At 58.8% G+C, this 16,628-nt stretch carries 12 protein-coding genes; 7 read left to right on the forward strand and 5 right to left on the reverse strand.

Annotated features, from left to right (window positions below):
• Nucleotides 1–91 precede the first annotated feature (91 nt).
• Complete coding sequence (locus PHX60_RS10395) at nt 92–3,544, reverse strand: transglutaminase family protein (protein WP_300077209.1); 3,453 nt, start codon at nt 3,542–3,544, stop codon at nt 92–94.
• A gap of 146 nt (nt 3,545–3,690) precedes the next feature.
• Here PHX60_RS10395 and PHX60_RS10400 point away from each other — a divergent pair, with 146 nt between their 5' ends.
• Together PHX60_RS10400 and PHX60_RS10405 are read left to right on the forward strand one after the other, a co-directional pair.
• The gene (locus PHX60_RS10400) at nt 3,691–5,178 is read left to right on the forward strand and encodes a circularly permuted type 2 ATP-grasp protein (RefSeq protein WP_300077210.1); all 1,488 of its coding nucleotides are present in this window, start codon (nt 3,691–3,693) and stop codon (nt 5,176–5,178) included.
• A gap of 11 nt (nt 5,179–5,189) precedes the next feature.
• Complete coding sequence (locus PHX60_RS10405) at nt 5,190–6,143, forward strand: alpha-E domain-containing protein (RefSeq protein WP_300077211.1); 954 nt, start codon at nt 5,190–5,192, stop codon at nt 6,141–6,143.
• 8 nt (nt 6,144–6,151) lie between these two features.
• Here the strand turns inward: PHX60_RS10405 and PHX60_RS10410 are convergent, their stop codons facing one another.
• Nucleotides 6,152–6,973 carry a pyruvate, water dikinase regulatory protein gene (locus tag PHX60_RS10410; protein ID WP_300077212.1) on the reverse strand — a complete coding sequence of 274 codons (822 nt, stop codon included), beginning with the start codon at nt 6,971–6,973 and terminating at the stop codon, nt 6,152–6,154.
• A 177-nt stretch (nt 6,974–7,150) separates the two neighbouring features.
• Between PHX60_RS10410 and ppsA the strand changes: the two genes are divergently transcribed.
• The 3 genes from ppsA to PHX60_RS10425 are packed head-to-tail and all read left to right on the forward strand — an operon-like array spanning nt 7,151 to nt 11,988.
• The gene (ppsA, locus tag PHX60_RS10415; RefSeq protein ID WP_300077213.1) at nt 7,151–9,541 is read left to right on the forward strand and encodes a phosphoenolpyruvate synthase; all 2,391 of its coding nucleotides are present in this window, start codon (nt 7,151–7,153) and stop codon (nt 9,539–9,541) included.
• A gap of 13 nt (nt 9,542–9,554) precedes the next feature.
• On the forward strand, nt 9,555–9,920 hold the full coding sequence (locus PHX60_RS10420) for a sodium/substrate symporter small subunit (protein ID WP_300077214.1): 366 nt from the start codon (nt 9,555–9,557) through the stop codon (nt 9,918–9,920).
• A complete protein-coding gene (locus PHX60_RS10425; protein WP_300077215.1) occupies nt 9,913–11,988 on the forward strand; it encodes a VC_2705 family sodium/solute symporter in 2,076 nt (691 codons plus the stop codon). The genes PHX60_RS10420 and PHX60_RS10425 overlap by 8 nt, the downstream gene beginning before the upstream one ends.
• A gap of 4 nt (nt 11,989–11,992) precedes the next feature.
• Here the strand turns inward: PHX60_RS10425 and PHX60_RS10430 are convergent, their stop codons facing one another.
• Together PHX60_RS10430 and PHX60_RS10435 are read right to left on the reverse strand one after the other, a co-directional pair.
• Nucleotides 11,993–12,352: an FKBP-type peptidyl-prolyl cis-trans isomerase gene (locus tag PHX60_RS10430; protein ID WP_300077216.1), complete on the reverse strand. Its 360-nt coding sequence runs from the start codon at nt 12,350–12,352 to the stop codon at nt 11,993–11,995.
• 51 nt (nt 12,353–12,403) lie between these two features.
• On the reverse strand, nt 12,404–12,709 hold the full coding sequence (locus PHX60_RS10435) for a helix-turn-helix domain-containing protein (protein ID WP_300077217.1): 306 nt from the start codon (nt 12,707–12,709) through the stop codon (nt 12,404–12,406).
• A 143-nt stretch (nt 12,710–12,852) separates the two neighbouring features.
• On the opposite strand from PHX60_RS10435, the gene PHX60_RS10440 reads away from it, so the two are divergent.
• Complete coding sequence (locus PHX60_RS10440) at nt 12,853–15,180, forward strand: NADP-dependent malic enzyme (protein WP_300077218.1); 2,328 nt, start codon at nt 12,853–12,855, stop codon at nt 15,178–15,180.
• A 67-nt stretch (nt 15,181–15,247) separates the two neighbouring features.
• Here the strand turns inward: PHX60_RS10440 and PHX60_RS10445 are convergent, their stop codons facing one another.
• Nucleotides 15,248–15,916 carry an HAD-IA family hydrolase gene (locus PHX60_RS10445; protein ID WP_300077219.1) on the reverse strand — a complete coding sequence of 223 codons (669 nt, stop codon included), beginning with the start codon at nt 15,914–15,916 and terminating at the stop codon, nt 15,248–15,250.
• A gap of 85 nt (nt 15,917–16,001) precedes the next feature.
• Between PHX60_RS10445 and PHX60_RS10450 the strand changes: the two genes are divergently transcribed.
• Nucleotides 16,002–16,628, forward strand: a complete 627-nt coding sequence (locus PHX60_RS10450; RefSeq protein ID WP_300077220.1) for a hypothetical protein — start codon at nt 16,002–16,004, stop codon at nt 16,626–16,628.

Raw genomic sequence — 16,628 nt, forward strand, 5'->3', positions numbered from 1 at the left:
GAAGATGCAGCAGGCACAGGCACTACTGCCGGGGACGGAGGAGAGAGAAGGGTCACGGCAATGGTTTTTCAGGTACAGGCAGGGCGCGGGTTCAGCGCGCGCGGCGCAAGTCCAGTGTGAACGGGAATTCGCGGCTGCCGGGTAGTTCGATGGTGGCGGGCGGCACTTGCATCGCGCCGGGGGTGTGCCCCATGCGGAAGAAGCGTGACAAGCGGCGGCTTTCGGCCTCGTAGGCATTGACCGGAAAAACGTCGTAGCTGCGTCCGCCCGGATGGGCAACATGGTACTGGCAACCGCCAATCGAGCGCTTCATCCAAGTGTCCACCATGTCAAAAGTCAGTGGCGCGTGCGGCTCGATGCTGGGATGCAGGCTAGAGGGTGGGTTCCAAGCCTTGTAGCGCACCCCGGCCACATACTCACCCGCCACGCCGGTCGATTGCAGCGGCAAGGGCTGGCCATTGCAGGTGATGACGTAACGGCTGGGGTTCAGGCCCGTCACGCGCACTTCAATGCGTTCTAGGGACGAATCCACATAGCGCACTGTGCCCCCGGCAGAGCCTTCCTCGCCCATCACATGCCACGGCTCCAAAGCCGTACGCAAGGTAAGCTCGATACCCATGCTTTGCACCTGCCCGACCAGCGGGAAGCGGAACTCAAAGTGCGGGGCGAACCACGCATCGTCAAAGGCAAAACCAGCTTGGCGCATATCGGCCAGCACGTCGGCAAAGTCCATTTTGACAAAGCTGGGCAGCAGGCAGCGGTCGTGCAACTCGGTGCCCCAGCGCGTAGCCGGGGCCAGATAGGGCTGCTCCCAGAAGCGTGCCACCAGCGCACGCAGCAGCAATTGCTGCACGATGCTCATGCGGGCGTGCGGTGGCATTTCAAAGGCGCGCAACTCCAACAGACCCAAGCGGCCCGTACTGCTATCGGGCGAGTAAAGTTTGTCGATGCAAAACTCACTGCGGTGCGTGTTGCCCGTGACATCAATCAAGATATTACGCAAGGTGCGGTCCACCAACCACGGCGGCATGTCGGCACCAAATTTTTGCCGATTGGCATGGATTTCTTGCAGGGCAATTTCCAACTCATAGAGCTGGTCGTTGCGGGCTTCGTCCACACGTGGGGCTTGGCTGGTCGGGCCAATAAACATGCCACTGAACAGATAGCTCAGGCTGGGGTGGTTGTGCCAATACAAAATCAGGCTGGCCAATAGTTCTGGACGGCGCAAAAACGGGCTATCCGCTGGAGTCGCCCCGCCCAGCACAAAATGGTTACCGCCGCCAGTACCGGTGTGGCGGCCATCGGTCATGAACTTTTCGGCGCACAGGCGCGATTCGTAGGCCGCTTGGTACAAGAATTCGGTGTGCTGCACCAGTTCGCCCCAGTGGTGGGCCGGGTGGATGTTGACTTCAATCACGCCGGGGTCAGGAGTGACTTGCAACACCTTCAGGCGCGGGTCGCGTGGCGGGGGGTAGCCCTCCAGCACAATTTGCACGCCCAAGGCTTCGGCGGTCGCCTCTACGGCTGCCAACAGGTGCAGGTAGTCTTCTAGGCGCTCTAACGGCGGCATAAACACATACAGGCCGCCACCATCACGGACAAAGTTACTGCCGTGTTCGCGTTCGGCCTTGGGGCCGTTGGCACGCATCGGGTCGCGCGCTTCCACGCAGATGGCGGTGCGGATGGTCTCGTGTGCCGAGGCAAAACGCGCTGGCGCTGCATCCCCCGATGGCGGCTGCTGGGAGGGCACTTCGTGCCCTTGGCCCTGCACGGCTACGCTACCGCCTTCGGCAAAACCGCCCCCCATGCTGTGTGGCGCGTATTGGGCGCGCAGTTGGCTGGCTTGCGGCAGGGCATTGCGCGGTGCAAAGGGGTCTTGCTCTAGCAGGTAGGGGTAATCGGCCTGACTGACCCAAGGCAAAGCATCCAGCGGCAAACGGTAGCCCATCGGTGAGTCGCCCGGAATCAGGTACATGCGTTCATCGCGGAAATGCCACGGGCCACTGCGCCATGTGGTGCTGTCCGCCTCGGCATCGGGTTCGGCCTGCAAGGGCAGCACATAGCCCACCACGCTGTCGAGTTTTTGCTCAAACACCCGGCGTAGGCGCATGCGCTCCATTTCGTCGTCTAAGCGTGAATCAAACGGGTCGACGTTGATGGGCAAACGCCGCTCGCGCCACAGGTAGTACCAGGTATCTTCATAACCGGGGGTGATGTGCTGATGCTCTACGCCCAACTTGCCCGCCAAAGTTTGCATAAAACGCTGGGCATCGGCGCTGGTGTAGTGCTGGGGTTGGCGCTCGTCGGCAAACAAAATCGGGTAGTGCCAAATTGGGTCGCCATCGGCACGCCAGTAAATCGACAAGGCCCAACGCGGCAACTGTTCACCCGGATACCACTTGCCTTGCCCAAAGTGCAAAAAGCCACCTTGCCCATATTCGGTGCGAAGTTTATGCACCAACTCGGTGGCATAGCCGCGTTTGGTCGGGCCAAGGGCATCGGTGTTCCACTCTGGTGCATCACGGTCTTGGATGGAAACAAAAGTCGGCTCGCCGCCCATTGTCAGGCGTACATCACCAGCTTGCAGGGCGGCATCTACCTGCTCACCCAGTGCCAGTACCTCGCTCCATTGCGCTTCGGTGTAAGGTTTGGTCACGCGCGGCGACTCATAAATGCGCGTGACTTCCATCGCGTGGTGGAACGTTACTTCGCACTCATCGAGTGCGCCCTCAATCGGTGCTGCCCCCGAAGGGCGCGGCGTGCAGGCCAGCGGAATATGGCCTTCACCCGCCAACAAGCCCGAAGTGGGGTCTAGGCCAATCCAACCGGCACCGGGCAAATAGACTTCGCACCAAGCGTGCAGGTCGGTAAAGTCCACCTCGGTGCCGCTGGGGCCGTCCAACGATTTGACATCAGGTTTGAGCTGAATCAGGTAGCCCGAGGCAAAACGCGCTGCCAGCCCCAAATGGCGGAACAGTTGCACCAGCAGCCAAGCACTATCACGGCAAGAGCCAGAGCGCTTCTCCAGCGTTTCTTCCGGGGTTTGCACACCCGGCTCTAGGCGAATCAGGTAGGCGATATCGCGTTGTAAGCCGGTGTTCAAATCCACCAAAAAATCGATCGTGCGCCGGGGCGTGACATCCACCTGCGCCAAATAAGCCTTGAGCTGCGGCGTGATGGCTTCGGTCGCCAGATAAGGGGCTAACTCTTCCGTGGTGGCTCTGTCGTAGCCAAACGGAAATTGCTCGGCCTGTGGTTCCAAAAAGAAGTCAAACGGGTTATAGACCGCCATCTCGACCACCAAATCCACCGTCACCTTGAACTCGGTGGTTTTTTCATGGAAAACAAAGCGCGCTTGGTAGTTGGCAAACGGGTCTTGCTGCCAATTGATGAAGTGCTGCGCTGGCTCTACGCGCAAAGAGTACGACACCACCTTGCTGCGGCAGTGCGGCGCAGGCCGCAGGCGAATCAGCTGTGGCCCCAAGTTAATCGGGCGGTCGTATTGGTAGTGGGTAACGTGGTGTAGGGCAGCGTGTATCGACATAAGAGCAATAAGAGCAAAAGGGGAAGTGGTTTTTGCAGGCACGCCCCAAGGCGCGTGGTCACAGCCCCTCAAGCAAAAGCTGCGCCAGCATGGGGCGGCACAAGCTGGCCCAGTCCTTGCTTTAAGCCTCGGCAGGAGAAAACACCATGCTGAAATTCGACGAGATGTATGCCACCCTTGCCCCCTTGCCACACGGGGGCGGGCAGGTGCAACAACAGGGTTTGCGGTGTGGCACCCAAGTGCGCCCCGGTTACGCTTCCTATGCCCAATGGCTAGAGCGCCAACCAGAGGCGGCCATGCGTGCGCGCCGTGAAGAGGCCGAAATGATTTTCAGGCGTGTCGGCATCACTTTTGCCGTGTATGGAGCCAAAGACGAAGACGGTGCAGGCACCGAGCGCCTGATACCGTTCGATTTGATTCCGCGCATCATTCCGGCACAAGAGTGGAGCCAGATGCAAAAGGGGCTGGTGCAGCGCGTCACGGCACTGAACCGCTTTATCCATGATGTCTACCACGAGCAAGAAATCCTCAAGGCGGGCGTGATTCCGCGTGAACAGGTGGTGAACAACGCCCAGTTCCGCCCCGAGATGATGGGTGTCAACGTACCCAATGATGTCTATTCGCACATCAGTGGGGTTGACATTGTGCGCGCCCCCGACAGCGCCGGTAACGGCCAATACTACGTGCTCGAAGACAACCTGCGCGTACCCAGCGGTGTGAGCTACATGCTAGAAAACCGCAAAATGATGATGCGGTTGTTCCCCGAGCTGTTTAGCCAAAACCGCATCGCCCCGGTGGCCCATTACCCCGACCTGCTGCTCGAAACCCTGCGGGCCAGCGCCCCCACCGGCGCGTCCGACCCCAATGTGGTGGTGCTCACCCCCGGCATGTACAACAGTGCTTATTTTGAACATGCCTTCTTGGCGCAGCAAATGGGCGTGGAGCTGGTACAAGGCCAAGACCTGTTTGTGCGCGATGGCTTTGTCTATAAACGCACCACCAAGGGGCCAGAGCGTGTGGATGTGATTTACCGGCGTGTGGATGACGACTTCCTAGACCCAGCGGTGTTCCGTGCCGATTCGGCCTTGGGTTGTGCCGGACTGATGGACGCTTACCGCGCAGGCCATGTCAGCATTTGCAATGCCGTGGGTACGGGGGTGGCTGACGACAAATCCATCTACCCCTATGTGCCCAAGATGATTGAGTTCTATCTGGGTGAAAAACCCATCCTGAACAACGTACCCACTTGGATGTGCCGCAAGCCCGAAGACTTGCAATATGTGCTGGCCCACCTGAAAGACTTGGTGGTGAAAGAGGTGCATGGCGCAGGTGGCTACGGCATGTTGATTGGCCCCACGGCCACACAGGCCGAGATTGCCGAGTTTGCCCAAGTGCTGCGTGCCAACCCGGCGGGCTATATCGCCCAACCCACGCTCAGCCTGTCGAGTTGCCCCACTTTTGTCGAGCAAGGCATTGCGCCACGCCACATTGACCTGCGCCCCTTTGTGCTCAGTGGCAAAACCGTGCAAATGGTGCCCGGCGGCCTGACGCGGGTGGCGCTCAAAGAAGGCTCGCTGGTGGTCAACTCCTCGCAAGGGGGTGGCACCAAAGACACCTGGATTATGGAAGTTTGAGAGGAGTATGGATGTTGTGCCGAACCGCTGACCACCTTTTCTGGATGTCCCGCTACATGGAGCGGGCCGAGAATACCGCCCGTATGCTCAATGTGGGCTACGAAACCGCCCTGCTGCCGCAATCAGCCGCAGTGGCACAAACCAACTGGCAGGGCCTGCTGTCTATCAGCGAGCTGATACCGGCCTACCAAGCCAAATATGGGGAGATTACCGCGCGCAAGGTGCTGCAATTCATGGTGGCGGACGAGGACAACCCCGCCTCTATTCTGTCTTGCCTGCGCGCCGCGCGCGAAAATGCCCGTGCCGTGCGCGGCTCCTTAACCACCGAGGCTTGGGAAATGCAAAACCAAACTTGGTTGGAGGTCAACCGCCTATTACGCAGTGGCCAGTTAGAGGCCGACCCCAGCCAGTTTTTTGAATGGGTGCGCTTTCGCTCGCATTTATCGCGCGGGGTCATGCTGGGCACCATGCTGGCGGATGAATCGTTGCATTTTTTGCGCTTAGGCACCTTTTTGGAGCGCGCCGACAACACCGCACGCCTGTTGGATGCCAAATTCCATGCCTTGGGCAGCGAGTTTCATGGCACCGACAATGGCCGCGACCAAGAATATGATTTCTACCACTGGAGCGCCGTGCTGGGCAGCTTCTCGGCCTTCGAGATTTACCGCAAGGTCTATCGCAATGGCATCCAGCCTGAGCGGGTGGCCGAGTTGTTGATTTTGAACCCGTCCATGCCGCGCTCTTTGTTGGCCTGCATGTTAGAAGTACGGCAAAACCTCGACCGGGTGGCCAACGGCCAGTCCCAGGAAACCCAGCGTCTGGTGGGCCGCCTGTTGGCTGATTTGCAGTATGGCCGCATCGACGAAATTTTGGCGACCGGCCTGCACGCTTACCTCACGCAAATTTTGGAGCGCATCAATGATATTGGTGTAGGCATTGGGCGCGACTTCTTGGCCGCTGCTTAATCGCCCAATCAATACACCAGCCGCTCTGGTTGCAACTCTTGCAAAATGGTGGTGGCAATCTCTTCGATGGATTTGGTGGTGGTCGATAGCCAGCGAATGCCCGAGCGGCGCATCATGGTTTCGGCCTCGGCCACTTCGTAGCGGCAGTTTTGCAAGCTGGCATAGCGCGAGTTGGGGCGGCGCTCGCTGCGGATTTCTGCCAGCCGCTCCGGACTGATGGACAGGCCAAAAATCTTTTTGCGGTGCGGTACCAGCGCTGGCGGCAATTGGCGGCGTTCAAAATCTTCGGGAATCAAAGGGTAGTTGGCCGCTTTGAGGCCGTGCTGCATCGCCAAATACAAGCTGGTCGGGGTTTTGCCGCTGCGGCTCACGCCCACCAAAATCACATCGGCCCCGGCCAAGTCGCGGTTGCTTTGGCCATCGTCGTGCGCCAAACTGAAGTTAATCGCCTCAATGCGGCTGTGGTATTCCTTGCTTTTGCTGATGTCCGAAAAGCGCCCCACGCGGTGGTGCGATTTGATACCCAGCTCCTCCTCCAGCGGATGGACAAAGGTGCCAAACATATCGAGCAACATGCCTTTGCAGTTTTCTTGCAAAATTTTGAGCACCTCCATGTTCACCAGCGTGGTAAACACAATCGGACGTTTGCCCTCTATCTCGCCGGTGTGGTTGATTTGGCGCACTACCTGATGCGCCTTGTCCACCGTATCGGTAAAGGGCAGGCGGGTGCGGCGCGGCACCATTTCAAATTGCGCCAAGATGGCATTGCCAAAGGTTTCGGCAGTGATGCCCGTACCATCCGAAACAAAAAAAACAGTGCGTGTATGCATGAGGACTTTCTAAGGGGAGGAGCCTACAATTGCGAAATTATGCAAATTCTGCGCCCAGCACGCACAGCAGCCCATCCAAAGAACCATAAAGCTGCTTTTCTGCTGGGGGTGTTGCCTTGCCCGCTAGATTGCGCGGGCATGGGTTTTTGAGCCGTTTTTAACTTCCGGAGCTTTCCTATGTCTGCACTCTTCAGTCCTACCGCCTTGGTAGTACCGTTTGAAAACCTGAGAATGACCGATGTCGAATCGGTCGGCGGCAAAAACGCCAGCTTGGGCGAAATGATTTCGCAACTGCCCGAGGGCGTGCGCGTGCCTACCGGCTTTGCCACCACCGCCCACGCTTTCCGCGAATTTTTGGCCTTTGAGGGGCTGGCCGACAAAATCAGCGCCAAACTGGCCGCGCTGGATGTCGAAGACGTGCGCGCCTTGGCTGCCGCCGGGGCCGAGATTCGCGGCTGGGTAGAAAACCACCCCTTCCCGGCGGATTTAGAAGCCGCCGTGCGCGCAGAGTTTGCCCAATTGTCGGCGGGCAACCCGCAAGCCAGCTTTGCGGTGCGCTCGTCTGCCACGGCAGAGGATTTGCCCGATGCCTCGTTTGCCGGTCAACAAGAAACCTTCCTCAATGTAGTGGGCATCGAAGACGTGCTGCACAAAATGAAGGAAGTGTTCGCCTCGCTCTACAACGACCGCGCCATCTCCTACCGCGTGCATAAGGGCTTTGCCCATGACGTGGTGGCTTTGTCCGCCGGTGTGCAACGCATGGTGCGCTCCGATTTGGGCGCTGCCGGTGTGATGTTCACCATCGACACCGAATCCGGCTTTGAAGAGGTGGTGTTTATCACCTCCAGCTACGGCTTGGGCGAAACCGTGGTGCAGGGCGCGGTCAACCCGGACGAGTTCTATGTGCATAAGCCGATGCTCAAGGCGGGCAAAAAAGCCGTGATTCGGCGCAATCTGGGTAGCAAGCTGATTCAGATGGTGTTCTCTAGCGCCGAAGAAAAAGCTGCCAGCGGCAAGCTGGTCAAAACCACCGATGTCGCCCCCGAACTGCGTAACCGCTACTCCCTTACCGATGCCGATGTGGAGCAACTGGCCCATTACGCGCTGGTGATTGAGCAGCACTATGGTCGCCCGATGGACATTGAATGGGGCAAAGACGGCACCGACGGCCAGCTCTACATCCTGCAAGCGCGCCCCGAAACCGTGAAAAGCCAATCTAAGGGCCAAGCCGAACTGCGCTACAAGCTCAAGGGCACCGGCACCGTGCTGGCCGAAGGCCGCGCCATTGGCCAAAAAATCGGCACCGGCCCGGTGCGTTTGGTACACCATATCTCCGAGATGGACAAGGTGCAGCCCGGCGACGTGCTGGTGACCGACATGACCGACCCCAACTGGGAGCCGGTCATGAAGCGCGCCAGCGCCATCGTAACCAACCGGGGAGGTCGTACCTGCCACGCCGCCATCATTGCGCGTGAGTTGGGCATTCCTGCCGTGGTCGGCTGTGGCAATGCCACCGACAAACTGCTCGATGGCACCTTGGTCACGGTCAGCTGTGCCGAAGGCGACACCGGCCACATCTACGACGGCCTGCTAGAAACCGAAGTCACCGAAGTGCAGCGCGGTGCCATGCCCCCCATCAAGACCAAAATCATGATGAACGTGGGCAACCCGCAATTGGCTTTTGACTTTTGCCAACTGCCCAACGCGGGCGTGGGCTTGGCACGGCTAGAGTTCATTATCAACAACAACATCGGCGTACACCCCAAGGCCATTTTGGACTATCCTGCCGTCGATGCGGACCTGAAAAAGGCGGTCGAATCGGTGGCGCGTGGCCATGCCTCGCCGCGTGCTTTTTATGTGGACAAGGTGGCCGAAGGTGTGGCCACGATTGCCGCCGCCTTCTGGCCCAAGCCGGTCATCGTGCGCCTGTCCGACTTCAAGAGCAACGAGTACCGCAAGCTCATCGGCGGCAGCCGCTACGAGCCAGAAGAAGAAAACCCGATGCTGGGCTTCCGGGGTGCCGCGCGCTACATCAGCGCCGAGTTTGGCGAAGCCTTCAAGATGGAATGCGAAGCCCTGCGCCGCGTGCGCGAAGACATGGGCCTGACCAATGTGCAGGTGATGGTGCCGTTTGTGCGTACCCTCAAGCAAGCCGAGCGCGTCACTACCATGCTGGCCGACAATGGCCTCAAGCGCGGCGAGAACGAACTCAAGCTCATCATGATGTGCGAAGTGCCCTCCAACGCCATCTTGGCCGACGAGTTCTTGCAATACTTTGATGGCTTCTCCATCGGCTCCAACGACCTGACCCAACTCACTTTGGGTCTGGACCGCGATTCGGGCCTGGAGCTGCTGGCACACGACTTTGACGAGCGCGACCCCGCCGTGAAAAAGCTGCTGGAGCGCGTGATTGCCGCCTGTCTGGCCCAAGGCAAGTATGTGGGCATCTGCGGCCAAGGCCCGTCAGACCACCCTGATTTTGCCCAATGGCTGGCCGACCAAGGCATTTTGTCGATTTCGCTCAACCCCGACAGCGTGATCGCCACTTGGCAACAACTGGCAGGTTAAACCTGCGCGCGTGGTGACCCGCATCCACGCTGCTCCAGAAGCCAGTGGCACGCCTGCGGCGCTGCCACTGGTGGTACTGCCCAAACCCGACCCGCGCCGCCTGCTGTTGCAGGCGGTGTTGTTGTTTTTGTGGGCGCTGGCCGCCTTTGGGGTGATGTTTTTTGCCCGCGATTTGCAATCTTTGCAAGTCTATGGCTGGCCCTTGGGTTACTGGTTGGCCTCGCAAGGGGTGGTATTGGTTTTTATGGCCATTGTGGTGGTCTATGCCTTGGTCATGGCCTACCTTGACCGCCACCCGTGGCCCACCACCGCGCAACCCAGTACGCCGGTAGCCAGCACTACTTCCTCGGCCCCAACACGGCCACCACAGCATGGCTGAACCGGGCCTTGGCACCCAGCGTGCCTATCTGCGCCGTCTGCACCGCAATCTGGCCTTGTATGTGCTGGGGGTGTTGGGTTTTGTTGGCTTAATGACTTGGGCCGAACACCGGGGCCTGTCGCGCCAATGGATTGGCCCGATTTTTTTGTTTTTGACCGTGATGGCCTATGCCGCCATTGGGGTTTATGGCCGCACCACTGACCCGGAAGAGTATTACGTGGCTGGGCGGCGCATTCCACCGTTTTACAACGGCATGGCTACCGCCGCCGATTGGATGAGCGCCGCCTCGTTTATCAGTTTATCGGGAGCGCTGTATTTACAGGGGTTTTCTGGTACGCCGGGGCAGGCCGGGGGCTTGGCCTATTTGCTGGGCTGGACGGGCGGTTTTTGCTTGGTTGCCTTGTTGATTGCACCCCATTTGCGCGCCATGCAGCTTTATACCGTGCCGGAGTTTTTTCAGGTGCGTTTTGGTGGCCACTGGCCGCGCGTGATTGCCGCACTGGCCGCTGTGGCTTGCTCCTTTACCTATTTGGTAGCGCAAATTTATGGTGTCGGCCTGATTGCCTCGCGCCTGACCGGGGTGCAGTTTGAGATTGGCATCATGCTGGGCTTGGGCGGCATGTTGCTGTGTTCATTTTTGGGCGGTATGCGCGCCATCACTTGGACGCAGGTGGCACAGTATGTGGTGATTTTGCTGGCATTTTTGATTCCGGTATCGTGGCTGGCCTACAAACAATTGGGCAACCCGATAGCCCCGCTGGTCTATGGGCACCAACTGGGCAAAATTGCCGAGTTAGAAACGCAATTGTTGGCCTCCCCGGCCGAGCAAGAAGTGATTGCCGCCTACCAACGCCGGGCGCTAGAGCTGCAAAGCTGGCTGCAAGATGTAGAAAACAGCCTAGAGCAGCAGCGCCAAACACGGCAAGAGCATATCCACCACCTGCGCGCACAAAATGCCGATGTCGGGTTGATTGTGGCCGCCAGCCGCGAACTGGCCGCCTTGCCACGCGATGCCGAAGCCGCACGCGAGCGTTGGCAGCAAGAAATGCGCGACAACTACGCGCGCGCCCAACCCTTGGGCGGCTTGCCACGCCACAGCCAAGCCTACGCGGGTGACCCGAATGGCACACCACAAGAGCAAGCCGATTACCAAGACACCCGGCGCAATTTTCTGGCACTGATGTTCTGCTTGATGGTAGGCACTGCTGGTTTGCCCCACCTGCTCACACGCTATTACACCGCACCCTCGGTGTCTGGGGCGCGCGCTTCGGTGGCTTGGTCTTTGTTTTTTATTGCTATTTTGTACCTGAGCGCTCCCGCAGTGGCGGCATTGGTCAAGTTTGAAGTGATGCACAACTTGGTCGGTAGCCCGTTTGATGCCCTGCCACACTGGATGGCACAGTGGGCGCGGGTGGATACCTCTTTGCTATCGGTGGAAGATGTCAACGGCGACGGCATTGTGCAGTTTGGTGAAATCCGGCTCGGGGCCGATTTGATTATGCTGGCCGCACCCGAACTGGCAGGCTTGCCCTATGTGGTCTCGGGCTTGGTGGCCGCTGGTGGGCTGGCAGCAGCGCTTTCTACCGCCGATGGCCTGTTGCTTACCATCAGCAACGCTTTAGTGCGTGATTTGTACGTGGCTGACCCCGACCGCGAAGCCACCCCCGAACAGCGCGTTATTTTGACCAAGTTTATTTTGTTGGCCGTGGCCTTGGCCGCCGCTTTTGTGGCGGCCTTGAAGCCATCGGACATCCTGCCGCTGGTGACGGCCTCGTTCTCGTTGGCGGCCTCAGCCTTTGTGCCGGTGATGGTGCTGGGCATTTTTTGGCGTGGTGCCACACGCCAAGGGGCAGTGGCCGGTATGCTGGCAGGCTTGGGCGTGGCCGCTTACTACATGCTCAGCAATGTAGCTGCGGTGCGTGCTGCCGCGCCCACCTTGCTACTGGGGGATGGCCTGTGGTGGGGCATTCAGCCCATTTCTGCCGGGGTATTTGGCGTGCCTGCTGGCTTGCTGATGGCTTGGCTGGTCAGTCGCTGGGGCCGCGACCGACAGCCTAGCAGCCACTAAGGCCTTAACGGCCTACTTGGAGCAGCTCGACATCAAACTTGAGCGTGGCGTTGGGCGGAATCACGCCACCGGCACCCCGGGCACCATAGCCCAAAGCCGCCGGAATAATCAGGGTGCGCTGGCCGCCCACCTTCATGCCCTGCACGCCCTCGTCCCAGCCCTTAATCACCATGCCCGCGCCCAAACCGAACACAAATGGGGCATTGCGGTCGCGGCTGGAGTCAAACTTGGCCCCTTGTTGGTCGTTTTGGTAGAGCCAGCCGGTGTAATGCACCGTGACTTGCTGGCCACGGGTGGCTTCGGCACCTTCGCCTAGCGTAGTGTCTTCGTATTGCAGGCCCGATGCGGTGGTGGTAAATGCCATAACTATCCTTATGCTGAGGGAAAAATTAGACAATGTAGCCGAAACTGGCCTTTATTTCTTGCTTCGCGCCGTAGCCCAGCGGTTGGCAAAGGCTTGCAAATCGTTCAGGCGCTTGAGCAAATCCGCTCCGGTGGGGGTAATGCAGTAGCCATCATGGCCATGCGTGAGCCAGCCCATATCGCGCAACTCTTTCAGCCGGGTATTGAGCGTATTCGGGGTAATACCGCCCACGCTGTCTTGCAGCAACCGAAAAGTTTGCGCGTGTCCATCGCGCAAGGCCCACAATACACGCAGGGCATAGCGGCGCTCTAGGCGCTCTAGCAGTTGGTAAGTCGCGGCGTTTTCTTTCGCACTCATCAGGTGTCTCCCAGGGCCGTGGCGATGCAGTCAGCTACAACCCACTATAGCGCCAAATTTATGCCACCAGTTTGCACAAACATCATCAGCATCGGGTAAGCTTATTTTGCTGATTGCTTAAAAACTACCTTTTATTTTTGTCTATGACCCAAACCCTCTCTACCGCCGAACAAGCCCTGCGCGAAGCCGCCCTGGAATACCACCGCAACCCCAGCCGGGGCAAAATTTCGGTTACCCCCACCAAGCCACTGTCGAATCAGCGCGATTTATCGCTGGCTTATTCGCCCGGCGTGGCCTACCCTTGCTTGGATATTGAGGCCGACCCCACATTGGCGCACGAATACACCTCGCGCGGCAATTTGGTCGGTGTTATCACCAATGGCACCGCCGTGCTGGGGCTGGGCAATATCGGCCCGCTGGCCAGCAAGCCAGTGATGGAAGGCAAAGGCTGCCTGTTCAAAAAATTTGCCGGTGTCGATGTGTTTGATATTGAACTGGCCGAAAACGACCCCGACAAGCTCATCGACATCATCGCAGCGCTAGAACCCACGCTGGGCGGCATCAACTTAGAAGACATCAAAGCCCCCGAATGCTTCTACATCGAGCGCGAATTGTCCAAGCGCATGAACATCCCGGTGTTCCACGATGACCAACACGGCACGGCCATTATTTCCTCGGCAGCGCTGCTCAACGGCCTAGAGCTGGTAGGCAAAGACATTGCCCAAGTACGCTTGGCCGTCTCGGGTGCTGGTGCTGCCGCTATTGCCTGTTTGGGCGTAATGGTGGGCTTGGGGGTCAAGGTAGAAAACATCCTCGTCTGCGACTCCAAGGGCGTGATTCAAACCGAGCGCGAAGATGCCAAGTCGGGCAAACTCGATGCCTCCAAGCAAACCTATTGCCGCACTACCAGTGCGCGCACCTTGGCCAATGCCGTCAATGGTGCCGATGTGTTCTTGGGCTGCTCGGCCCCCGGCGTGCTGACGGTCGAGATGGTCAAAACGATGGCCGACAAGCCGATTATTTTGGCACTGGCCAATCCCGAGCCAGAAATTCGCCCCGAGTTGGCCAAGGCCGTGCGCCCCGATTGCATCATCGCCACCGGCCGCTCGGATTATCCCAATCAGGTCAATAACGTCTTGTGCTTCCCGTATATTTTCCGGGGGGCCTTGGATTGCGGTGCCACCAAAATCACCGAAGCCATGAAGCTGGCCTGCGTGCGCCAAATTGCCGATTTAGCTAAGGCCGAAGCCAGCGACGAAGTGGCCGCTGCCTACGCTGGCAAAGACCTCAACTTTGGCCCCGATTATTTAATCCCCACCCCGTTTGATGCGCGCCTGATTTTGCGGATTGCCCCCGCCGTGGCGCAAGCGGCTGCCGATTCGGGTGTCGCCACGCGCCCGATTACCGACATCGATGCCTACCGCGACAGCCTGAGCCGCTTTGTCTATCAAACCGGTATGTTCATGCGTCCGGTGTTCCATGCCGCCAAACTGGCCCAAAGCCGCGTCGCTTATTCCGAAGGCGAGGACGAGCGCGTCTTGCGCGCCGCCCAAGTAGCGGTGGACGATGGTTTAGCACGCCCGATTTTGATTGGCCGCCCCGCCGTGATTGCCGCCCGGATTGAAAAAGCCGGTTTGCGCCTGCAACTTGGCAAAGACGTAGAAATTTGCGACCCCGAAGACGACCCACGCTTCCGCCGCTACTGGGAAACCTACGCCCGCCTGATGGGCCGCCGGGGCGTGACCCCTGAAGCAGCCAAGGGCATTGTGCGCCGCTCCAACACCCTGATTGCCTCACTCATGGTGCATCTGGGCGATGCCGATGCCATGCTGTGTGGCTTGGTGGGCAAATTTGACAGCCACCTTGAGCATATCCGCGATGTGGTGGGTTTGGCCCCCGACACCCCCACACTGGCCACCGTCAACGCCCTGATGCTAGAGCAGCACACCCTGTTTATTGCCGATACCTACATCAACGAAGACCCGAGCGCCGAAGAATTGGCCGACATCGCCCTGATGGCCGCCGAAGAAGTGCAACGTTTTGGCTTGCCGCCCAAGGTGGCCTTTTTATCGCATTCCAACTACGGCTCTTCGGGCCGCGCCTCGGCGCGCAAAATGCGCCAAGCGCGTGATTTGTTTGTGCAAGCATCGCCGCATATCGAGTGCGATGGCGAGTTGCACGGCGATGCGGCTTTGTCCGATGCCATGCGCCGCACCATGCTGCCCGAAACCAGCTTGAGCGGCTCGGCCAATGTACTGATTTGCCCCAACTTGGATGCCGCCAACATCTTGTTCAACGTACTCAAAACCACCAGCGGCCACGGCACCACCATTGGCCCGATTTTGCTGGGCGCGGCGGCATCGGCGCACGTACTCACGCCCTCTTCTACCGTGCGCCGCGTGGTCAACATGACGGCACTGGCAGCGGCCAACGCTGGGGTCAACAAAGCCCCCGGCGCTAACGCCGCCTAAAAGCGCACTGGGCTAATTCATTCGGCTGATGCGATAACGGTTTTAACGGTGTTGTTTTAACGCTGGTTTAGCCGTTGTCGCGCAGCCAGTGGTGTAGCTCCTGCACCGTATGCGCCACCGCCAAGGGGCGCAGGGGCGCAAAGGTATCTGGGTGGTGCGCCCCATAGGCCACGCCCACGCTGGCGCAACCGGCATTGAGCGCCATTTGCAAGTCGTGCGTGGTGTCGCCAATCATCAGTAGGCGCTCGGGGGGCACGTCAAACTCGGCCATCAGCTCTTGCAACATCAGCGGATGCGGCTTGCCAGCAGTTTCGTCGGCGGTGCGCGAGCTATCAAACACGCCGCGCAGGCTGGCGCTTTGCAGCGCCTCGTTCAAACCCCGACGGCTTTTGCCCGTGGCCACAGTAAGCAAGTAGCCGCGCGCGCGCAAATCGTCTAGCAAGGGCAAAATGCCTTCAAACAAACTGACCTCGTTTTGCAAACGCAAATAATGGTAACGGTAACGATTGCTGAGTTCGGGGTAACGCTCGGGCGCAATATCCGGGGCCGCATGGGCCAGCGCGGGCACCAAGGCCATGCCAATCACATAGGATGCCGCCGCTTGGCTGGGCACCGCACCGCCCAAATCTTGCACCGCCTGCTGAATGCAGCGCACAATAATCTGGGTGGAATCAAATAAGGTGCCATCCCAATCGAAGGCTATCAGGTCAAAACGGCGCGCGGCAGGGGTTTGCATCGCTTTATCTTAACCCAAACGTTTGTTTTTGCAGGATACTTACGCCTTCCCCTTTGTGATAGTTTTTTGTTATAGGAGAAATCTCATGCGTTGTTCCACCATCGTCCGAAACAGCATCGGGCTACTGAGCGCTGTGGCTGCCTGCATGGCAGGGGCCGCTGATGTGTCCAGCTTTGACACCAGCACCAACATCCTGACCATGCCCGTGGTTCAAATTGATGGCAACACCCAAATTCGGGATGTGCGCGTGCGCCTGCTAGATTTTGGTCAGTTGCAACTCGATGACCCTAGCATCGGCAACCAAATTGAATTTTTTTCGAATGGCAACGTGCTGCGCCTGCCCCAAGTTACTTTGGGCGGCATCACCTACCCGCGCGTTAGCCTGAGCAATCCGACCTTTGTTTTAGAAAGCTTTGGCTCCATCGCGGTCGATGGCGGCACGCAAGGCAATTATCGGCTAGAAGTGCAAGTCACGGCCATGCAGTTTAGCGTGCCCCCCATCGTGATTGAAAACGTGCCCAAGCCTGCCAACCAAGACGAGTTTTGCAATGACCTATCGTTGCGCGACCAAATTACCCAATCTACCGATGGCATGACCGGCTCGTGGACGGTAAATTCTTGCAGCTTTAACGGCACGGTGGGCCAAATCAACATGACGCTGGCCACACCGTACTTTAGTTTGCCCTACGGTGCCACCTACACCTACCGCTAA

Origin of the sequence: Giesbergeria sp. (assembly GCF_028686475.1) — a bacterium.
Classification (GTDB): Bacteria; Pseudomonadota; Gammaproteobacteria; order Burkholderiales; family Burkholderiaceae_C; genus Simplicispira.

Coding starts and splice junctions, on each gene's coding strand:
- PHX60_RS10395 (WP_300077209.1), bottom strand. CDS start 3,544: ATGTCGATACACGCTGCCCTACACCACGTTACCCACTACCAATACGAC.
- PHX60_RS10400 (WP_300077210.1), top strand. CDS start 3,691: ATGCTGAAATTCGACGAGATGTATGCCACCCTTGCCCCCTTGCCACAC.
- PHX60_RS10405 (WP_300077211.1), top strand. CDS start 5,190: ATGTTGTGCCGAACCGCTGACCACCTTTTCTGGATGTCCCGCTACATG.
- PHX60_RS10410 (WP_300077212.1), bottom strand. CDS start 6,973: ATGCATACACGCACTGTTTTTTTTGTTTCGGATGGTACGGGCATCACT.
- ppsA (WP_300077213.1), top strand. CDS start 7,151: ATGTCTGCACTCTTCAGTCCTACCGCCTTGGTAGTACCGTTTGAAAAC.
- PHX60_RS10425 (WP_300077215.1), top strand. CDS start 9,913: ATGGCTGAACCGGGCCTTGGCACCCAGCGTGCCTATCTGCGCCGTCTG.
- PHX60_RS10430 (WP_300077216.1), bottom strand. CDS start 12,352: ATGGCATTTACCACCACCGCATCGGGCCTGCAATACGAAGACACTACG.
- PHX60_RS10435 (WP_300077217.1), bottom strand. CDS start 12,709: ATGAGTGCGAAAGAAAACGCCGCGACTTACCAACTGCTAGAGCGCCTA.
- PHX60_RS10440 (WP_300077218.1), top strand. CDS start 12,853: ATGACCCAAACCCTCTCTACCGCCGAACAAGCCCTGCGCGAAGCCGCC.
- PHX60_RS10445 (WP_300077219.1), bottom strand. CDS start 15,916: ATGCAAACCCCTGCCGCGCGCCGTTTTGACCTGATAGCCTTCGATTGG.
- PHX60_RS10450 (WP_300077220.1), top strand. CDS start 16,002: ATGCGTTGTTCCACCATCGTCCGAAACAGCATCGGGCTACTGAGCGCT.